Origin of the sequence: Paraburkholderia ginsengisoli NBRC 100965 (genome assembly GCF_000739735.1) — a bacterium.
Lineage (GTDB): Bacteria > Pseudomonadota > Gammaproteobacteria > Burkholderiales > Burkholderiaceae > Paraburkholderia > Paraburkholderia ginsengisoli.
The window spans coordinates 60738-79682 of sequence record NZ_BBJF01000019.1 but is presented as its reverse complement, the minus strand read 5'-3'; the positions used below and the strand labels follow the sequence as shown (position 1 = coordinate 79682).

The window sequence follows — 18945 nt, the reverse complement described above, 5'->3', positions numbered from 1 at the left end:
TGTCTCCTTCCATGCCCCGGGTGGGCCCGGGTGCCTTGCACGTGACTGCTGCTGATGCGTGGCTAGTGAATGAGCATGCCGCCGTTCACGTCGAGCGTGATACCCGTGAGATACGTCGACAGGTCGCTGACGAGGAACAGACACGCGTTCGCCACATCGCTTGCATCGCCGAGCCGGCCGAGCGGAATGCCCTTGATGATGTCCGCGCGCATGGTCGGCGTGAGCTTGTCGCCGGTGATGTCGGTCTGGATCAGGCCCGGCGTGATCGAGTTCACGCGAATGCTGTCGGCGCCGAACTCGCGTGCCATCGCCCGTGAAAGGCCGAGCACGCCGGCTTTCGCCGCGCTGTAGTGAGGGCCGCCGAAAATGCCGCCGCCGCGTTGCGCGGAGACCGACGACATGCAGACGATGCTGCCGCTCTTGCGCTCTTTCATTGCCGGCAGAACCGCCTGCGACATGTAGAGCGTGCCGCGCAGATTGACGTCGACGATCGCGTCGAAGCCCGCAGCGGTGATGTCGAGCGTGCGGACCGGCTGCGTGATGCCGGCATTGTTGATGAGGCCGTCGATGCGGCCGTAGCGTTCGAGCGTCGCCTTCGCGGCCGACTCGCATGCGAGCTTGTCGGTGACGTCGCAGGCGAGACCTAGATGCGCGTCGCCGAGATCGGCGGCGGCCCGCTTCGCCTCTTCATCGCGCAGATCGAGGATCACGATGCGCGCGCCCTGTTCCGCGAGCGCTTTGGCGGCTGCCTTGCCGATACCGCGCGGCGACGCCGCTCCGGTGATGATGATGACTTTGTTCTCGAGCAGCATGGTTGTCTCCTGAGTGTTGATCTGATGGCGCAAGTGTCTACCGCGCGCCCGGTCCTATCAACGACGTCCGGCTCAACTATGTTTGAGAAATTTTCAGGTGACGTGCTGCGCGAACGCATCGCGTGCATGGTGCGACGCGGCATCGGCGCACGGGCCGCGATGCAGGCAAGCATGCGGGTCAATGCGTGCTGGAAAACCCTGGTGAAAAGTTCGGCGCGACGCGCGGGTGTTACGCGTGGACTTATGCGCGGCTTCAGGTGTTGTTGCGATCCATGCGCCCGACCTCGCGCTCGATCCACGCGATAAAGCGCGCGACCCGTGGCAACTCCGCGTTCTGCGGCGGATACACCAGATGATGCGCACCGACTTCGACCGCATGTGTGTCGTCGAAGACCGGCACGAGCGCGCCTTCCTTCATTCGCACCGACGCGAGCATCATGCTTTCGAGCGCGATGCCGAGACCGAGCGCGGCTGTTTCCAGCGACATGTACGAGCGGTCGAACGAAAAGTCGAAGGTCTTGTGGGCAGCCGACACGCCGGTGCGCCCGAACCATTGCTTCCACTGCACGAGCGGCGTTTCCGAATAGATCAGCCGATGTTTCAGCAGGTCTTCGGGCGCGCTGACCGGATGGCTTTCCAGATATTTCGGCGACGCGAGCGGCGTGATGTATTCGCCGCGCAGCGTGCGCACTTCCAGGTCGCGCCAGTTCGCGTAGCCGTGGCGCAGGTCGACGTCGTAGTAACCGCTGGTGAACGACACGTCCTCATACGAGCAGGCGAGGTTCAACTGGATATCGTCGTTGGCTTCCTGAAACGACGCGAGCCGCGGCAGCAGCCACATGAGCCCGAAGCTCGGACTCGAATGCACGCGCAGGATATCGACGTCGGTACGGCTCGACGCGCGCTCGGTGGCGCGGCTCAGGTCGGCGAGCGACCCCGTTACGTCGGACAGATAACGCTCGCCAGTCGGCGTAAGAACGAGCCCTCGGCCCGAGCGGTAAAAGAGCGGCTGGCCGATGACCGACTCGAGATTGCTGATCTGATGACTCACTGCGGAGGCGGTTAGTCCGAGTTCTTCGGACGCCCGGTTGACGCTCTTTGTTCTGGCCACGCTCTCGAACGCAACGATGGCCTTCACCGGTGGAATGCGCATAGTGAAATTTTTTTCAACTGCAGTTGAATGAAACCGCCTTGTTCGCACGCTGCTCGTACTGCCATTCTGTCGACAAGCCGGGCAATCCTTGGGCAGGCAGTCCTCTCGATACCGATCCGGCAGCTTCAATGCCGCACACAGCGGCCAATCATAAACACAGGTTGCGCAGTGCAACAACTGCGCCGGAGACAGCAATGAATTATCCAACTTTCCGCTCGAGTGCGCGATCCGTCGATGCCCGAGCGCACGTTCCCCGTTCTGTTCCTTCCCGGCCTGGCTTGCGGTCCCCGGTCGTCGCGTAAGCGAGCCGCGTTGACCCAATTCGTTGGCATCGCCAAACAAACGCGCGGCGCCGCACGGAATTCGTCGAAGGAGACGGAACATGACAGAGCAGCGTTACCTGTTGACGGCGCGTTCGATCGTCAAGAGCTTTGGGCCGACGAGCGTGCTGAGGGGCTTCGATCTGTCGATCGCGCCCGGCGAAGTGCACGCGTTTCTCGGCGGCAATGGTGCGGGCAAGTCGACGCTGATCAAGATCATCTCCGGCCAGTTCGATCGCGATAGCGGCACGCTCGAATTCGATGGCCAGGAGATTGGCGCATCGGTCGGCGCGCACGTCGCGGCCGGCACCATTGCGGTCGTCAATCAGGAACTCGCGCTGCTGCCGCATCTGTCCGTCGCCGAGAACATCGCGATGCCGCGCCTGCGTCGCGGCACGGCTCGATATAGCGAACGCGCGTCGATGGAGATTGCGATCGAAGCGTTGTCGCTGATCGATCCGCAGTTCGCGCACGAATCGTCGGGACGGCTGGTCGGCGGCTTGACGCTGCACGAGCGCCAACTGGTGGAGATTGCCCGCGCACTCGGCTCGGGCGCGAAGCTGTTGCTGCTCGACGAGCCGACCGCCAATCTGACCGCTGCGGAAACCCTTCGGCTCTTTACGGTGATTCGCCGGCTGATTGCCGATACGGGTCTCGCGGTGCTGTTCGTCTCGCACCGGATGCGTGAGATTCGCCAGATCGCGGATGTCTGCACGATCATCCGCGACGGCAAGACGGCGGTGGATCGCGTCGCGCTCGATGCGATCACGGACCGCGAGATTATCGAGTGCATGGGGCAGAGCGTGGTGGTCGACGAGGCGGCGGCCAGCGTCGCGGAATCGGCGGAACTGGAGCATGCCGCCCAGCCGTCGACGCAAACGAGCGCGGTCGCCGCGCATGGCGGCGCGCTGCGCATCGAACGCGACGGCGTGGCGATCGAGGTGCCGGCCGGCGCGATCATCGGCCTTGCGGGTGCACCGGTCGGCCCGTCGTCACTGATCGACGCGCTGACCGGCATCGCGCCAGCGGGCTCATGGGCGATCACGCGCGATGGCACGCGCGTCAGCTATCCGCACCCGTCTGCCGGCGCGCGCGACGGCGTCGGCTTCGTATCGGGCGACCGTTCGAACAAGGGCGTGCTCGCCACGCTGCCAATCGTCGACAACCTCGTCGCGGCGGCGCGTGTCGTCAAGCGGCGCAGTGTCGTGAAGCGCGACGAAGTCAAGCAGAGCTCTGCACTGCTCGACGCGCTGAAAATCCGCGCGGGCTCGCTGTGGGACCTGCCAGCCACCTTGAGCGGCGGCACCCAGCAGAAGCTGCTGATCGCGCGCTGGCTGTTGCTGCGGCCCAGGCTGCTGGTGCTCGAAGAGCCGACGCGCGGCGTGGACATTCGCACCAAGCGCGAGATCTACGCGCTGATTCGCAAGATGGCGCAGCAGGGCACGACGATCGTCTGGTGGTCGACCGAATACATCGAACTCGTTGAACTGTGCGACACCGTGCTCGCGTTCGATCTGGACGGCAAGCCGACCGAAGTCCTGCGCCACGCCGACGTCAACGAAACCCAACTGGCGGCCGCCACCGGCATGGCGGCATAGACCTCATACCCGATTGCGCCAGCACGCATTCACCCGGAGACACTCATGAAAACAGCCACTCATTCGCTCGCGGACGGACGCCCGCAACGCGCCGGCGCGGGACGCCGTCTGCTGTCGGCGTATCGCACCGAGATCGCGATTGCAATTGCGATCATCGTGATCGAACTCGCGGTCGGCATGGTCGTGCCGGCGGCGCTGTCCGGCGGCAATCTGTCGAACGTCACGCAGGCGGCCGCGCCGCTCGTCATCATGGCGTTCGGCGTGCTGCTCGTGATCATCACCGGCGGCATCGATCTGTCGGTCGGTTCGGTGTTCTCGCTGACCGGCATGGTCACCGGCCTCGCGATGACGCACGGCTATGGCGCTATCGCGAGCAGTCTCGCGGGACTGTCCGTCGGCGTCGTGATCGGCGCGCTCAACGGCGCACTCGTCACCTTCGTCGGCCTCGCGCCGTTCGTCGTCACGCTGAGCACGTATGCGATTGCGGGCAGCCTGTCGTTCATCGTCACGGACGGCCATTCGCTGCCGATCTCCGATCCCGATTACTGGATGCTCGATTCGGGCACGCTAATTCCAGGGATCCCGAACTATGTGCTGTGGTGCGTGCTGCTTCTCATCGCAATCGAGTTCTGTCTGCGCAAGGTGGTCGCGGGACGCTGGCTGTATGCGATCGGCAGCAGCAGTTCGTCGGCGCGCGTGATCGGCATTCCGGTCAATCGCGTGCGGCTCGGCGCGTATCTGCTGTCAGGACTGCTGGCTTCGTTCGCGAGCATCGTCAGCGTCTCGTACATCAGCAATGCGGAAGCCACGGCGGGGTCGAGCCTGATGTTGCAGGCGATCGCGGCGGTGGTGATCGGCGGCGCGAGTCTGTTCGGCGGCACCGGCTCGGCGATCGGCGCACTGCTCGGCGCGCTGATGATCACGATCATTCAGAACGGCGCGAACCTCATCGGCGTGAACAGTTTCTGGCAAGGCACTGTTACCGGCGTCGTCATTCTCATCGCGGTCCTCGTGGACCGTGTTACCAAAGCCCGGCCTTGAGCACGGGTTCGCTAAAGCAGGCAGCCAGGAGACACATGATGGACAAGCGCGCGTCAAAAGCAGTCAAGGGATTCACGGGCCGGCCGGCCGCACGGGTCGTCGCGGCGTCGTTGGTGGCGCTCGCAGCGGCATTCGCGTCGCACACGACGCTCGCGGCGGGCAAACAGACGGTTGCCTATATCGCGCCGTCGCTCGACATTTCGTACTGGCAGTGGGTCGCATACGGCGTCAAGCAACGGGCGCAGGAACTCGGCATGGACTACGTCGAGTTCACGTCCGAGAATTCGCCGGCCAAGCAGATGGACAACGTGCGCACGGCGATGACGCGCGGCGTCAACGCGATCGTGATCGGGCCGGTCAGTTCGACCAGCACGCCGCCGGTGCTGCGTCTGCTGAAGTCGAAGTCCGTGCCGGTTGCGTTCACGGGCATCGGACCGCAGGCCGGGCAGACCGACTACACGTCGGCGGTGACCGCGAACAATTACGACACCGGCAAGGCGCAGGGCACGTACGTCTGCAAGCTGGCAAAGGAGCGCGGCAGCAACAAGGTGGCGATGCTGTCGTTGCCGCAGGATCGCGAGAATGCGCAGAAGTACATGAAGGGCGCGAAGGAGTCGTTCCAGGCCGATGGCTGCGAACTCGTGCAGGTGCTCGAAACGCACGGACTCACGGTGAACGAGGCGGTCCAGCAGGCCAACGACGTGCTGACGGCACACCCCGACGTCAAGGCGATCTACGGCATGTACGACGAAGCGGCGACCGGCGCGGCGAAGGCGTTGCAAACGCGCGGCATGGTCGGCAAGGTGGCGGTCGTGACGGCCGACGGCAGCCCGACGACGATCAAGCTGCTGCGCGACGGCGCGATCCAGGGCATCTTTTTGCAGGAGGCGGTCGGGCAGGGCATCGACGCGACCACTCAGGTGTTCAATGCGCTGAACAGCAAGCCGACCACGCAGGAACTCGCGCTGAAGGAGCCGCTCGTGACCAGGGAGACGATCGATCATCCGGACGCGCAGGCGACCGTCAAGCGGGTGTATCCGCCGTCGGCCGGGAAGTACTGATCGCAGGTGCGCGTAACCGGAGCCGCTCCGCTTGCGCGTGCGCGCCCGTTCACTGCGAACGGCGCCGCGCGCCGGCTCAATTTATAAGGAGGCAATGTGGACAATCTGCCCATCATCGATCCGCATCATCACCTGTTCGATCTGAAGACCGGCAACTACCCGTGGTTGCAGGGGCCGATGCTGAAACGCGTTTTCGGCGATTACACGGCGATTCGCAAGGACTATCTGATCGATGACTTTCTCGCCGACATCAAGAACCAGAACGTGGTGAAGACGGTTCATCTGCAGGTCGAATACGATCATAACGATCCTGTTGCCGAAACGCGCTGGCTGCAAGGCGTCGCCGACGCGCACGGCTATCCGCATGGGATCGTCGGCTTCGCGGACCTGGCCGCGCCCAATGTGCAGGCCGTGATCGAAGAGCATTGCCAGTATCCGAACGTGCGCGGCATCCGCCAGTGCCTGAACTTCCATCGCGACCCGGTGAAGACGTTCATCGACAGTCCGCATCTGATGAGTGACCCGCAATGGCGGCGCGGCTACGCGTTGCTCAAGCGCCATGATTTGTCGTTCGATTTGCAGCTTTACTACACGCAGATGGAAGAGGCGCTCGCGCTCGCCCGCGAGTTTCCCGATACGCCGATGGTGCTCAACCATACTGGCATGCCGGTCGATCGCGCGCCCGAAGAAATCGACGCGTGGAAAAAGAGCATGACGCTGCTGGCGTCGGCGGACAACGTGTTCTGCAAGATCTCTGGGCTCGGAATGGGCGACTGGCACTGGAGCGTGGACAGCATTCGCCCGTTCGTGCTGCATGCGATCGAAGCGTTCGGCGTGAATCGCTGCATGTTCGCGAGCAATTTCCCGGTCGATAAACTGTTCAGCAGCTACGACGCCGTGTTCGACGCATTCAAGGAAATCACCCGGCAGTTCTCGCCGGCGGAGCGCGCGGCGCTGTTTCATGACAATGCGCAGAGGGTGTATCGGCTGTGATGCTGAAGCCGGCTCGGGGACACGGCCGGTCGTCGTTCGAGGGGTGTTTCGCCGGTGGACCTTTACTCGGGGCCTGTGGCGGACCCCCTTTTTTTATCGGCGCGTCGTATGAACTCGCGAGGCGGTTGCGCGATTTCTTAATGAATAACAGGGCGAGACTTGCATTAATTTCATCAAATTAAAAGCAGATTTATTTGGAGATAAAGGCGGTTTTTGCAAATCTTGTCGATTTATCTGTCCGATGCGTGCTAGCGTGCCAAAGCGGGACGCGGCAGGCGGACGGCGAAGTGGCGATGAACGCAAACTGCGCATGATCCGCTTGAGCAGCTTATTCATTCAGCGACACCGATAAACCGCCAAAGCCTTGCGCGAGCCCGGCGCGAGCGGCCCAAGCCACGGGCGTTCGCGAGGTTCGAGACGCTAATTCGTAGTTCGCGCGCGCGGAGCCGATGCCGTCGAAGCCTTTTGCGATCGCCGGTTTTGCGTTATTGTCCTGCACCTAAAATCCGACGACGCGGGGCAGTTTGCCCTAAAGTCGCCGAAATGGATTCCCGTAACGGATATCCGCCGGATCAGCCGTCTTGATAGTCGCATAACCAATTGATTTGGAAAACAAAGAGGAGATTTTGAATGTCGTTCAAGCTTCACACGCTGCTGCCGATCAGCGCGGCAGTCGTAGCATTCGCAGCCATGACGGGCACGGCATCGGCTGACCAGGTCGTCAAGATCGGTCACGTCGGCCCGCTGACGGGCGGCTCCGCCCACCTCGGCAAGGACAATGAAAACGGCGCGCGCCTCGCGATTGAGGAAATCAACGCGAAGGGCCTGACGATCAACGGTCAGAAGGTCACGCTCGCGCTCGACGCGCAGGACGACGCCGCCGACCCGCGCCAGGCCACCCAGGTCGCGCAGAAACTGGTCGACGACAAGGTCGTGGCGGTGGTCGGCCACCTGAACTCGGGCGCATCGATCCCGGCGTCGAAGATCTATAGCGATGCGGGCATCGTGCAGATCTCGCCGTCGTCGACCAATCCTGCGTACACGCAGCAGGGCTTCAAGACGACGTATCGTGTCGTCGCGACCGACGCGCAACAAGGTCCGGCACTGGCGAACTATGCGGCGAAGAATCTGAAAGTGAAGACCGTGGCGGTCGTCGACGATTCGACGGCATACGGCCAGGGTCTCGCGAACGAATTCGAAAAGACCGCCAAGGCGCTCGGCCTGAAGGTCATGTCGCACGACGCGACCAACGACAAGGCGGTCGACTTCCGCGCGATTCTCACGAAGATCAAGGGCGAGAATCCGGACGCGATCATGTACGGCGGCATGGACGCGACCGGCGGTCCGTTCGCGAAGCAGGCGCGCCAACTCGGCGTGCGCGCGAAGGTGCTGTCGGGCGACGGCGTCTGTACCGAAAGCCTCGCGCAACTGGCCGGCGCGGCAGCCGGCAACGTGGTGTGCTCGCAGGCGGGTATGGCCGTCGAGCGCATGGACGGCGGCGCGCAGTTCGCCGAGAAGTACACGAAGCGCTTTGGCCATCCGATCGAATTCGACGCGCCGTTCACGTACGACGCGGTGTATATCGTCGTCGACGCGATGAAGCGCGCGAACTCGACGGAGCCGTCGAAGGTTCTCGCGAAGATTCCGGGTACGAACTTCAAGGGTGTGACCGGTCAGACGGCGTTCGATGCGAAGGGCGATCTTCAGCATGGCGTGATCTCGCTGTATGACTATCAGGATGGCAAGAAGACGCTGGTTGATGTGGTGAAGATGTAATCTGCTGTAGAGACTGAACTGGGGCTTCGATGGGGTGTGTGCACTTCATCGGAGCCTTTTTGTTTTTTGGCGTGATGCAATCTGGAATGGCGGCCTGAACGGCCGCTTTTTTACGCCGATGTCCCGCCCAAAAGACGGCGCCCCCCACGCCGAAGCCACCGCGAACCGCCGTCAGCAACAGACAACCCTCGGTCCGCCGGCCAACCCGCCATTCCCCTGTGCGCCGGAAAGAACACATCGCCGCTCCCGCGCTATAATCGCGCCCCATGCCGAAAAGCAAGCATGTTTCCCGGCGCCGGTGTATCAGGACTTTTACTTACAAATGACTCAACCTCACGAGCCCGATACGGGCCACGCCGCACCGAATGCCGGTCGGCGACTTCTGCTCGCCAGCATCCTGGCGAGCTACGCAAGTTCCTTCATCCCCTGGTCGTTGGCCAGAGCTCAAACCGCAGCCCCCGCGCAAGCCAATGCGCCGGAAGCGTTTCTGAGCGTGTCGCGCGTGATCACCGGCCGTGCGGCGCTCGACCCGACCCAGGCAAACCGTCTGTATGCCGGTCTCGTCGCCACGGTTCCGTCGTTTGCCGGACAGCTGGATGCGCTGGCGGCGTTCATCGCCGCTAATCCGTCCGCGGCACCGCAGTTGCAGGCCGCGCTCGATGCCGCCAACGCGCCGTTCGCCAAACTGCCGCGTCAGATCGCGACCGCCTGGTATGTCGGCGTGGTCGGCGCGGGTCCGGTTGCGCGTTGCGTCACGTACGAAACGAGTCTGATGAACGTCGTCGTAGCGGACCGGCTGAAGCCGCCGAGCTACGCATACGGACCCTACGGAGCCTGGAGCCGCAACCCTCTCACGGCCGCCTGACGCTTCAGCGGTAATTCAAGGAACACAGCAATGTCTGACCAGTTGTCAGCCGATATCGTTGTTATCGGCTCGGGTATCGTCGGCTCGCTCGCAGCCCATCGTCTCGTCTCGCAAGGCGCCTCGGTGTTGATACTCGAAGCGGGACCGCGTGTGGATCGCGGCCGCATCGTCGCGAATTTCCGCAATTCGCCGCGTAAGAACGACTTCATGTCGCCTTACCCTTTTTCATCGTGGGCGCCGCATCCGGTCTACCAGCCCGTCGATAACAACTATCTCGTGCAGGCGGGTCCGTATCCGTACAAGGCCGAGTACATCCGCATGGTGGGCGGCACGACCTGGCACTGGGCCGCGCAGGCGTGGCGCATCCTGCCGAGCGACCTTCGCCTGCAAACGCTGTACGGCGTGGGCCGCGACTGGCCGATCTCCTACGAAGATATCGAACCCTTCTACTACGAAGCGGAAGTGAAGATGGGCGTGTCCGGCGCGCCGAACAACGGTTCGCCGCGCAGCAAGCCGTTTCCGATGCAGCCGGTCGCCGAATCGTTTCTCGAACAGCGCTTCCGTGAACGGCTCGCGCCGGGCGGCTACGAGGTCATCACCAATACGACCGCGCGCAACAGCCGCAACTACGACGGCCGTCCGGCCTGCTGCGGCAACAACAACTGCATGCCGATCTGCCCGATCGACGCGCAATATCACGGCGGCCTCGCAGCGGACGCAGCCGAGAAGGCCGGCGCGAAGCTGGTCGAAAACGCGGTGGTGTACCGCATCGAGCACGATGAGCGCGGCCGCATTGCGGCGGTGCATTACTACGATCGGAACAAGGTCTCGCACCGCGTGACGGGCAAGACCTTCATTCTGGCCGCGAACGGGATCGAGAGTCCGAAGCTGTTGCTGCTGTCCGCGAGCGACAAGTATAAGAACGGCCTCGCGAACAACTCGGACATGGTGGGCCGTCATCTGATGGATCACCCGAGCAATGGTCTCGTGTTCGACGCCGATGAAGAACTGTGGCCCGGTCGTGGCCCGATGAGCCCGAGTTCGATCAACTCGCTGCGCGACGGTGCGTTCCGTTCGGAGCATGCGGCGTTCCGTATCGACATCTCGAACGCGTCGCAAGTGCTGTCGGTCACGCAGGCGCTGATCGCGAAGGGCGTGTATGGCGATGAGCTCGAACAGCAGATCCGCTATCACGCGGCGCGTCAGTGCAGCCTGAAGAACGTGCTGGAAATCCTGCCCGATCCGAACAATCGCGTGACGCTCAGCGACCGCAAGGACGCGCTCGGCATTCCGACGCCGCAGATGCACTACGCGATGAGCGACTACGTCCACAAGGGCATGGCCGCCGCGCGCGAAGAGTACACGCGCATCGCGAAGCTGATGGGCGGCACGAACCTGCGCTACAGCCCGGACGGCGTGTATGGCAACAACCAGCACATCACCGGGACCATGAGCATGGGCCACGATCCGAAGGACTCGGTCGTCGACGCATTCGGGCGCACGCACGATCACGAGAACCTGTATATCGCGAGTACCGGTGTGATGCCCACGGCCGCCACGGTCAACTCGACGCTCACCGCCGTCGCGCTCGCGCTGCGCTCGGCAGAACACATCCACGCCAACGCCTGAAGATGACTTATTTACCGTTCACGGCGTTCACACGCCGTTTGTGCGCGGCCCTGCTCGCGTCGGCAGGTTTCGCGGCCACGGCCCACGCGGCCGGGGATGACCTGGTCAAGCGCGGCGAGTATCTCGCCAGGGCCGGCGATTGCATCGCGTGTCACAGCGCGCCGCAAGGCAAGCCGTTCGCGGGTGGCCTGTCGCTCGCGACGCCGCTCGGCGAGATCGTCTCGACCAACATCACGCCGTCGAAAACGCATGGCATCGGCAACTACACGCTCGACCAGTTCAGCGCGGCGCTGCGGCGCGGCGTGCGGGCCGACGGCCAGCATCTGTATCCGGCGATGCCCTACACGTCGTACGCGCAGGTCAGCGACGACGACGTGAAGGCGCTGTACGCGTACTTCATGCAGGGCGTTGCGCCGGTCGACACGTCGCCACCGCCGACCGCTTTGCCGTTCCCGTTCAACGTGCGTCTGTCGATGGCTGCGTGGAATCTGCTGTTCCTCGATCGCGAACCGTTCAAGGCTGATCCGGCGAAGAGCGTCGAGTGGAATCGCGGCGCGTATCTGGTGCGTGGGCTCGCGCATTGCAGCACCTGTCATACGCCGCGCAATGCGCTGATGGCCGAGGACATATCGGCGAGTCTCGGCGGCAGCGTGGTCGGCACGTGGTACGCGCCGAACATTTCGTCGGACGCGCTGAGCGGGATCGGCTCGTGGAGCGAAGAGGAACTCGCCGCGTATCTGCGCACCGGTCACGTGGAGGATCGCGCGCAGGCGGCGGGGCCGATGGCCGAAGCCGTGGACAACAGCTTCCAGCATCTGGATGCGAGCGATCTGCGCGCGATGGCGGTCTACCTCAAGTCGACGCCGCCGGTGCGCAATGCCGGCGACCGCCAACCCGCTCATACGTGGGGCGGCGCGCGTTCGAGCCTCGACGAGATTCGCGGCGTGCCGCTGCCCGACGACGCGAACCGGATGAGCGGTCCGCAACTTTACGACGCGTATTGCGCGAGCTGCCACCAGGCGCAGGGTGAAGGGACTGGACAAGGTATCGACGGTCCGGGGCTGCCGTCGCTCTTTCACAATACGGCGCTCGGTCACACGAACAGCAATAACCTCGTGATGGTGATGCTCGAAGGCGTGCATCGTCAGGACAGCGCGCCGGATGTGCTGATGCCCGCGTTCGGCCGCCTGCTATCCGATCAGCAGATCACGACGCTCGGCAACTATCTGCTCAAGCAGTACGGGAATCCGGCTGCATCGGTGACCGTGGAGCAGGTGAAGACCTTGCGCGCGGGCGGCGCGGCATCGCCGCTGATTACGATTGCGCGCGTGGGGATGGCTGTCGGGGCGCTGGTCGTGCTGGGCCTGCTGTTCCTGCTGCTACGCAAACGCCGGTGAACCGAGCGTCGCGATTGCGCTCATGCGGATGAAAGAAAAATGGCGGCTCAATTTGAGCCGCCATTTTTTCATTGAGGTCCGCCATGCATCGGCGGGATTTTGCTTACCTGAAAACAGACTCGCTGCTTACGGCGCCGCGACACCCTGCGACTTCAACGCATACGGCTTGTAGAAGCTGGAGCCGGCCCATGCAGGCGTCTTCGCGGTATACACGGCTGCGGCTTGCGTGTAGTTGCTGCCGCTGTGCCAGTCGCCGGAGCCGGTGTACTTCGCGATGGCCGGATACGGGTACACCGGACGCGACGCGGTCACCGCGTTGTTCGAGTCGGTCTGATACGTCATGACCGAATTCGGCGCCTTCGCCTGCTCGACCCAACCGGTCACCTGCGAGACCAGGTCGATGTTCGGGAAGCCTTCGCCGCCGCCGCAGTGACCCACGCCCGGCACGACATACAGTCGCGCGAAGTCGTTCACGTTCGACTCGCCCATCGTGCTTTGCATCGCTTCGTAGTATGCGATCGTGAAGAGCGGCGAGATGTGCTGGTCAGCCCAGCCGTGCCACAGAATCAGCTTGCCGCCAGCACTCTTGAATGCGGACAGGTCCGGGTTGGTGGCATCGTTGAGCGGGTGGTTGGCCTGCAGGAAGTTCGTGTAGAAGCTTGCGTCGTGATAGCCGAATGTGTCGATGTTCGGCATGCTCGGCGAACCCGTGAAGATCAGGTTGTACGCGCCGGTCACGATGTTGTAGCTGAACAGACCCTTCGTCGGCACCGGTGCATCCGTCGAGTTCGTCGTCGGTACTTCGACACCGACCCAGTTGGCTTCCGAACCGTACTGCGGCGAACCGGCCAGCATGCGTTCACCGGTCGTGGCATCCGTCGGGCCACTGTAGATCCTGGTGGCGGTGGTGACTTCGGCTGCGGTCAGGCAGTTGGCGGTGCTCGTCGCGCCGTTCGCGCACTGGATCGTCGCCGGATCGAAGTGGCAGGTGCGCGGATCGGTCAGCAGGCCGTCGGGCGCGCCGCTCGTGCCGCCGCAAGCAGCGACGACAGCTTTGTGCAGCACTTGCGCCTTGTCGGCGTAAAGCACGGCGTTGCCGAGGCTGGTGCCGGTGGTGCTGTTCGATTCCACACTCCAGCCGTGATACAGCGAGTTCTGGATCTGGAAGTGAGCAGCCGGCGCGCCAGCGACGATGCCGTTGTAGTCGGTCGGGTAGCGTTGCGCGGCCATCAGCGCTTCGCGGCCGCCGTCCGAGCAGCCAATGAAGTACGAGTACTTCTGCGCCTGCCCGTAGTAGGCTTTGATGAGCTTCTTCGCCGCGAGCGTCGTGATGTGCTGACCGCGGTATGCAAAGTCAGCCTGCTTTTGCGGGTCCGACGCCCAGCTCGTATCCTGGCCCGAGTGGCCCATGTCGGTCGCCGCCGTCACGAAGCCACCTTGCTGCACCAACGGGCAGGTGTAGCTGAAGCTGAACGAGCTTTGCTTGGTCGGATCGCTCAGGTTGCCGCACAGGCCGCCGCAGCCGAGTTCCGCAAAGCGTTGGGTCCACGTGCCGACTGGCAGCGCGACCTCGAACGTGTTCGACGGCGCGAGCGTGCCTTTCACCGTGCAGAAGTTGACGGTGGCGCCGTTGACCGTAGCGGCCGTGACGGTAGCCGACGTAATCGAGCTGCCTGCGCCGCCGATATCGGTGATATCGACCGAGGCGAGCTTCGAACAATCGACGACCGGATTGACGACAGCCAGCGGTGTGGGGCTGAGACCGCCGCTGCCGCCGTTGCCGCCGCACGCGGCGACGATCGTGGCGCTCACGCACACGACGAGCAGGGTCAGCAGCGAGGCCGTGCGCGTATGAGCGCGCGCGAGCAGCCCGACGGGATGTAGCGTTCTCATGCCTGTCTCCTTGAGTGATTGTCTTCATCGAGCATCAGAACTACGCATGTGCGTCCGGACCGCATGACGCGCGCGCGATTTGCGCATTGCCTACTTAGCTTCATGGATTCACATCTCCTCTTTTAATACTTCGTTTTTAATACTTCGTTTCCCACTGATGTCTTTCCGGGCGTCGGCATAGTTGCCGGCGCTGTGCTTATTCGTCACGACCCGCCAGGGCGCGCGGAACAAATCGAGTGAGCCGCACTCCGTTCTTCAAGATGCCTAACTTGTTTTGAATGGCCGCTTCGAAGGCGCTCTTCACGTAGTCCTGTCTCTATTCGAAATGCCGGAGCGCGTGGCCGTGCCCGCTGAGTTTTGTCGCGACGTTAGCTGTGCGGGAAGTGGGGCGAAATCGGGGGTTAACCAGAATCTTGCGCAAGCGGCGAGGCCGGTGACGTGCTAATAGAGCCGCCGCCGTTTCAATCGATCCCTGCCGGCAGGCCGACCGCACAAGGATTGGCGTGTCGCTCACGAACTCGCCTCACGCTCTCGGGAGCGGTCCGCGCGACGACACGCAATAATTTTTTTAGATGGGGAAAGAGATCGAAAGAGATTGAAATTGAAAGTGCAATCGATGGACGCCGCGATGCTCGCACTTTGTTGAAGACGACGCTCCGCGCGTCATGAGGAAGACGATGCGAGTCGCGGCCGCCGTGTGAGTTCGAAGCAGAGCCGACACGTCGTCCACGCCAACCAGTTTGCGTTCCTATAGATCGCGCATTGACGGGTATCAATCGGCGTCGTCAGGCCCGAATCGACGCAACGGCGAAAAGCATCGGTCTATCGTCCACGTTCTATGCGACTTCGTTCCCGAGTCATCTGATCTGCTTATCGAGGTGCGCTTTGGAGGACGCTTGCCGAACCCGCCACCGAGGGCGTCCGGATTGCGCTCGCGCCTTATCCGATGGGCAGAACGAGGTGTTTTTCGACCGCCGGCGCTGCTATGCGGAACAGCAAAAATGCGGATACTCCGTGCACACATCTGGTTAACCCGCCCTTTTGGAGCCGGAGGCCGAACCGCTACCTTCAGTCCGGATCATTTGGGAAAGGTATGCGAGTCGCCATCGGCATGACCGGAAGCGGGACCAACGAGAGCGTGAAGCTACGAGCTTCGGCCGCGCGATAAAACCAGTAAAGGAGACAGGAGAAATCTGATGACAAGTGGAATGACGAGCGGTAAGAGAATTGATATCAAGGCGTTCATCGACGAACGGTCGATCTCGGCCTATCAGTGGCTGCTGGTGGCGCTGTGCTTCCTGATCGTGACGGCCGACGGCATGGACGTCGCCATCATGGGCTTCGTCGCGCCTTCCATCATTCACGACTGGGGCATTTCGCGGCCCGCGTTCGGCCTCGTGATGAGCGCGGCGCCGATCGGTCTGGTGATCGGCGCGCTGACGGCGGGACCGGCGTCGGACCGCATCGGACGCAAGTGGGTGCTGATTACGTCGGTCTTCCTCTTCGGCGTGTTCACGATTGCGACCGCCTTCACGCAGACGCCGACCGCGATGGCCGTGCTGCGCTTGCTGACCGGTATCGGCCTGGGCGCCGCGATGCCCAACTCGACGACGCTGTTGTCCGAGTACGCGCCGCAGCGCAAACGCGCATTGCTGATCACCATCATGTTCACCGGCTTCAACCTCGGTTCGGCGCTGATCGGCTTTGCTGCCGGCTGGCTGATTCCGGTTCATGGCTGGCGCTCGGTGCTGATCTTCGGCGGCGCGCTGCCGTTGCTGTTGATCCCGTTCCAGATCTGGCTGCTGCCTGAATCGGCCCGTTTGCTGGCCGTGCGTGGCGCATCGCCCAAGCGTATCGGCGCGGTGCTCGGCCGCGTGTGCGGCGCGCGCTTTGCCGGCGACGAAGTGTTCGTCTCCAGCGAACCGCCACTGCCGACGCGCAAGCCGATCGGCGTGCTCTTCTCGCAAGGCTATGGCTCGATGACGCTCGCGCTGTGGGTCACGTATTTCATGGGCCTGCTCGTGATCTATCTGCTGACCGGCTGGCTGCCGACGCTGATGAAAGACGCCGGCCTGACGGTCACCGCGGCCGCCAACATTACCGCGATGTTCCAGATTGGCGGCACAGTCGGCGCAGTGCTGGTCGGCTGGGTGATGGACAAGGTCCGCCCCGCGCCGGTGATCAGCGCGGCCTATTTGGGCGGCGGTCTGTGCGTGCTCGCATTGGGTTATATCGGCGCGTTGTCGTCGTCGCTGGCCTTGCTGGTGTTTGCCGCGGGCTTCTGCATGAGCGGCGCGCAAACCGGTCTGAACGCGTATGCGCCTGGCCGTTATCCGACGGTGGCGCGTGCGACCGGTGTGAGCTGGATGCTCGGCATGGGCCGCTTCGGCAGCATCTTCGGTTCGGCAATCGGCGGCGCGCTGCTCGGCTTCGGCTGGCAGTTCGGCGCGATCCTCGCGATGCTGGCGATCCCCGCTACACTGGCTGCGATTGCTATTCTCGTGAGTCAGCGCGTGAGCGCGGGTGAGGCGACGGTCAGCGCCAATGCGGCGCATTGAGCTGCATATCGAGCTGCACATTGATATGCGCAGAGAGCGGCACACGCAGCCGCTCGAGCAGGAACGCGGCGCGCGCGAGTCGTATCGCAACGCGTCGCTGGTCAAATCATTTTCTGAGGAGAGACCGTGATTATCGACATTCACGGCCACTACACTACCGCGCCGAAAGCGTTGGAGTCGTGGCGCAACCGCCAGATCGCGGGCATCAAGAATCCGTCGGAGATGCCGAAGGCGTCGGAATTGCAGATCAGCGACGACGAACTGCGCGAATCGATCGAAAGTAATCAATTGAAGTTGATGCGCGAGCGCGGCCTCGATCTGACGATCTTCAGTCCGCGCGCGAGCTTCATGGCGCATCACATTGGCGACGCGCAAATCTCCAGCACGTGGGCCGCTATTTGCAACGAGCTGTGCTACCGGGTGAGCCAGTTGTTCCCCGACAGTTTCGTGCCGGCCGCGATGCTGCCGCAAAGTCCCGGCGTGGACACCGCAACATGCATTCCGGAACTGGTCAAGTGTGTCGAACAGTACGGCAACGTGGCGATCAATCTGAACCCCGACCCGTCGGGCGGTCACTGGACCAGCCCGCCGCTGTCCGATCGCTACTGGTATCCGATCTACGAGAAGATGGTCGAGTACGACATTCCGGCGATGGTGCATGTGAGCACGAGCTGCAACGCGTGCTTCCACACCACCGGCTCGCATTACCTGAATGCGGATACGACCGCGTTCATGCAGTGCCTGACGTCGGACCTGTTCCGCGATTTCCCGACGCTGCGCTTCGTGATTCCGCATGGCGGCGGCGCGGTGCCGTATCACTGGGGACGTTTCCGCGGACTCGCGCAGGAATTGAAAAAGCCGTTGCTGAAGGACCATCTGCTCAACAACATCTTCTTCGACACGTGCGTCTATCATCAGCCGGGTATCGATTTGCTGACGCGCGTGATCCCGGTCGACAACATTCTGTTCGCGAGCGAAATGATTGGCGCGGTCCGTGGCATCGATCCGGAGACCGGCCACTATTTCGACGACACGAAGCGCTATATCGAAGCAGCGCACGTCGATGCCGAAGAACGTCAGAAGATCTACGAAGGAAATGCGCGGCGTGTCTATCCGCGTCTGGGCGCATTGCTTAAATCGAAGGGGCGGTAATCATGTATGAACTTGGAGTCGTCTATCGCAACATCCAGCGCGCCAACGCCGACGTCGCCGCAAAACTCGGTGCGCTCGGCTCGGCGACCGTGCACGAGGCGATGGGGCGCACGGGTCTGCTGAAGCCGTACATGCGTCCGATCTACGTCGGCGCGCGCGCGAGCGGCACGGCGGTCACCGTGCTGCTGCAACCGGGCGACAACTGGATGCTGCACGTGGCGGCCGAGCAGATCCGCCCCGGCGACGTGGTCGTGGCGGGGGTCACTGCCGATTGCACCGATGGCTATTTCGGCGACCTGCTGGCGACGAGCTTTAAAGCGCGCGGCGCTCACGCATTGATCATCGACGCCGGCGTGCGCGACGTGAGTGTGCTCACGGAGATGAACTTCCCGGTGTGGAGCAAGGCGATCTCCGCGAAGGGCACGGTCAAGGCGACGCTCGGTTCGGTGAACATCCCCGTGGTGTGCGCGGGCGCGTTGGTTACGCCGGGCGATGTCGTCGTCGCGGATGACGATGGCGTTGTCGTGGTGCCGGCGGCGGCAGCGCAAGCGGTGCTCGAAAAAGCGGCCGCACGCGAAGCGAACGAAGGCGAAAAGCGCGCGAAGCTGGCGACCGGCGTGCTGGGCCTGGATATGTACAACATGCGCGGGCCGCTGGAACAGGCCGGACTCCGCTACAAAGACTGAAGAGGGCGGCG

Annotated in this window: 14 protein-coding genes; 11 read left to right on the top strand and 3 right to left on the bottom strand. The window is 63.1% G+C overall.

Features of this window, described 5'->3' with window-relative positions:
- Positions 1–62: 62 nt before the first annotated feature.
- Together BGI01S_RS23820 and BGI01S_RS23815 are read right to left on the bottom strand one after the other, a co-directional pair.
- Complete coding sequence (locus BGI01S_RS23820) at positions 63–812, bottom strand: SDR family NAD(P)-dependent oxidoreductase (RefSeq protein ID WP_042328548.1); 750 nt, start codon at positions 810–812, stop codon at positions 63–65.
- Between the two features lie 253 nt (positions 813–1065).
- Positions 1066–1965, bottom strand: a complete 900-nt coding sequence (locus BGI01S_RS23815; protein ID WP_042328547.1) for a LysR substrate-binding domain-containing protein — start codon at positions 1963–1965, stop codon at positions 1066–1068.
- Positions 1966–2347: 382 nt separating this feature from the next.
- On the opposite strand from BGI01S_RS23815, the gene BGI01S_RS23810 reads away from it, so the two are divergent.
- The 8 genes from BGI01S_RS23810 (at position 2348) to BGI01S_RS23775 (ending at position 12645) form a co-directional block, all read left to right on the top strand.
- Positions 2348–3883 (top strand): ATP-binding cassette domain-containing protein, encoded by a 1536-nt coding sequence (locus tag BGI01S_RS23810; protein ID WP_042328546.1) that lies wholly within the window; start codon positions 2348–2350, stop codon positions 3881–3883.
- Positions 3884–3928: 45 nt separating this feature from the next.
- Positions 3929–4924, top strand: coding sequence for an ABC transporter permease (locus BGI01S_RS23805; protein WP_042328545.1), 996 nt, complete (start codon positions 3929–3931; stop codon positions 4922–4924).
- Positions 4925–4959: 35 nt separating this feature from the next.
- The gene (locus BGI01S_RS23800) at positions 4960–5985 is read left to right on the top strand and encodes a substrate-binding domain-containing protein (RefSeq protein ID WP_232624441.1); all 1026 of its coding nucleotides are present in this window, start codon (positions 4960–4962) and stop codon (positions 5983–5985) included.
- A 105-nt stretch (positions 5986–6090) separates the two neighbouring features.
- Positions 6091–6978, top strand: coding sequence for an amidohydrolase family protein (locus tag BGI01S_RS23795; RefSeq protein ID WP_198488133.1), 888 nt, complete (start codon positions 6091–6093; stop codon positions 6976–6978).
- A gap of 630 nt (positions 6979–7608) precedes the next feature.
- Entirely contained in the window at positions 7609–8754 is a 1146-nt protein-coding gene (locus tag BGI01S_RS23790; protein ID WP_042328543.1) for a branched-chain amino acid ABC transporter substrate-binding protein, read from the top strand.
- A 322-nt stretch (positions 8755–9076) separates the two neighbouring features.
- Positions 9077–9619, top strand: a complete 543-nt coding sequence (locus BGI01S_RS23785; RefSeq protein WP_042328542.1) for a sugar dehydrogenase complex small subunit — start codon at positions 9077–9079, stop codon at positions 9617–9619.
- Positions 9620–9649: 30 nt separating this feature from the next.
- Positions 9650–11248, top strand: a complete 1599-nt coding sequence (locus BGI01S_RS23780; RefSeq protein WP_042328541.1) for a GMC family oxidoreductase — start codon at positions 9650–9652, stop codon at positions 11246–11248.
- A gap of 2 nt (positions 11249–11250) precedes the next feature.
- Positions 11251–12645 carry a c-type cytochrome gene (locus BGI01S_RS23775; RefSeq protein WP_042328540.1) on the top strand — a complete coding sequence of 465 codons (1395 nt, stop codon included), beginning with the start codon at positions 11251–11253 and terminating at the stop codon, positions 12643–12645.
- A gap of 126 nt (positions 12646–12771) precedes the next feature.
- On the opposite strand, the gene BGI01S_RS23770 is transcribed toward BGI01S_RS23775, so the two are convergent.
- Positions 12772–14538 (bottom strand): tannase/feruloyl esterase family alpha/beta hydrolase, encoded by a 1767-nt coding sequence (locus BGI01S_RS23770; RefSeq protein WP_042328539.1) that lies wholly within the window; start codon positions 14536–14538, stop codon positions 12772–12774.
- A gap of 1208 nt (positions 14539–15746) precedes the next feature.
- Here BGI01S_RS23770 and BGI01S_RS23765 point away from each other — a divergent pair.
- The 3 genes from BGI01S_RS23765 to ligK all read left to right on the top strand — a co-directional run bounded on the left by BGI01S_RS23765 (position 15747) and on the right by ligK (position 18934).
- The gene (locus BGI01S_RS23765; protein ID WP_042328538.1) at positions 15747–17096 is read left to right on the top strand and encodes an MFS transporter; all 1350 of its coding nucleotides are present in this window, start codon (positions 15747–15749) and stop codon (positions 17094–17096) included.
- Positions 17097–17222: 126 nt separating this feature from the next.
- Positions 17223–18248 (top strand): amidohydrolase family protein, encoded by a 1026-nt coding sequence (locus BGI01S_RS23760; RefSeq protein WP_042328537.1) that lies wholly within the window; start codon positions 17223–17225, stop codon positions 18246–18248.
- A 2-nt stretch (positions 18249–18250) separates the two neighbouring features.
- Positions 18251–18934 (top strand): 4-carboxy-4-hydroxy-2-oxoadipate aldolase/oxaloacetate decarboxylase, encoded by a 684-nt coding sequence (gene ligK, locus BGI01S_RS23755; protein ID WP_042328536.1) that lies wholly within the window; start codon positions 18251–18253, stop codon positions 18932–18934.
- The last annotated feature ends 11 nt before the right edge of the window (positions 18935–18945 follow it).

Coding starts and splice junctions, on each gene's coding strand:
- BGI01S_RS23820 (WP_042328548.1), bottom strand. CDS start 812: ATGCTGCTCGAGAACAAAGTCATCATCATCACCGGAGCGGCGTCGCCG.
- BGI01S_RS23815 (WP_042328547.1), bottom strand. CDS start 1,965: ATGCGCATTCCACCGGTGAAGGCCATCGTTGCGTTCGAGAGCGTGGCC.
- BGI01S_RS23810 (WP_042328546.1), top strand. CDS start 2,348: ATGACAGAGCAGCGTTACCTGTTGACGGCGCGTTCGATCGTCAAGAGC.
- BGI01S_RS23805 (WP_042328545.1), top strand. CDS start 3,929: ATGAAAACAGCCACTCATTCGCTCGCGGACGGACGCCCGCAACGCGCC.
- BGI01S_RS23800 (WP_232624441.1), top strand. CDS start 4,960: ATGATGGACAAGCGCGCGTCAAAAGCAGTCAAGGGATTCACGGGCCGG.
- BGI01S_RS23790 (WP_042328543.1), top strand. CDS start 7,609: ATGTCGTTCAAGCTTCACACGCTGCTGCCGATCAGCGCGGCAGTCGTA.
- BGI01S_RS23785 (WP_042328542.1), top strand. CDS start 9,077: ATGACTCAACCTCACGAGCCCGATACGGGCCACGCCGCACCGAATGCC.
- BGI01S_RS23780 (WP_042328541.1), top strand. CDS start 9,650: ATGTCTGACCAGTTGTCAGCCGATATCGTTGTTATCGGCTCGGGTATC.
- BGI01S_RS23775 (WP_042328540.1), top strand. CDS start 11,251: ATGACTTATTTACCGTTCACGGCGTTCACACGCCGTTTGTGCGCGGCC.
- BGI01S_RS23770 (WP_042328539.1), bottom strand. CDS start 14,538: ATGAGAACGCTACATCCCGTCGGGCTGCTCGCGCGCGCTCATACGCGC.
- BGI01S_RS23765 (WP_042328538.1), top strand. CDS start 15,747: ATGACGAGCGGTAAGAGAATTGATATCAAGGCGTTCATCGACGAACGG.
- ligK (WP_042328536.1), top strand. CDS start 18,251: ATGTATGAACTTGGAGTCGTCTATCGCAACATCCAGCGCGCCAACGCC.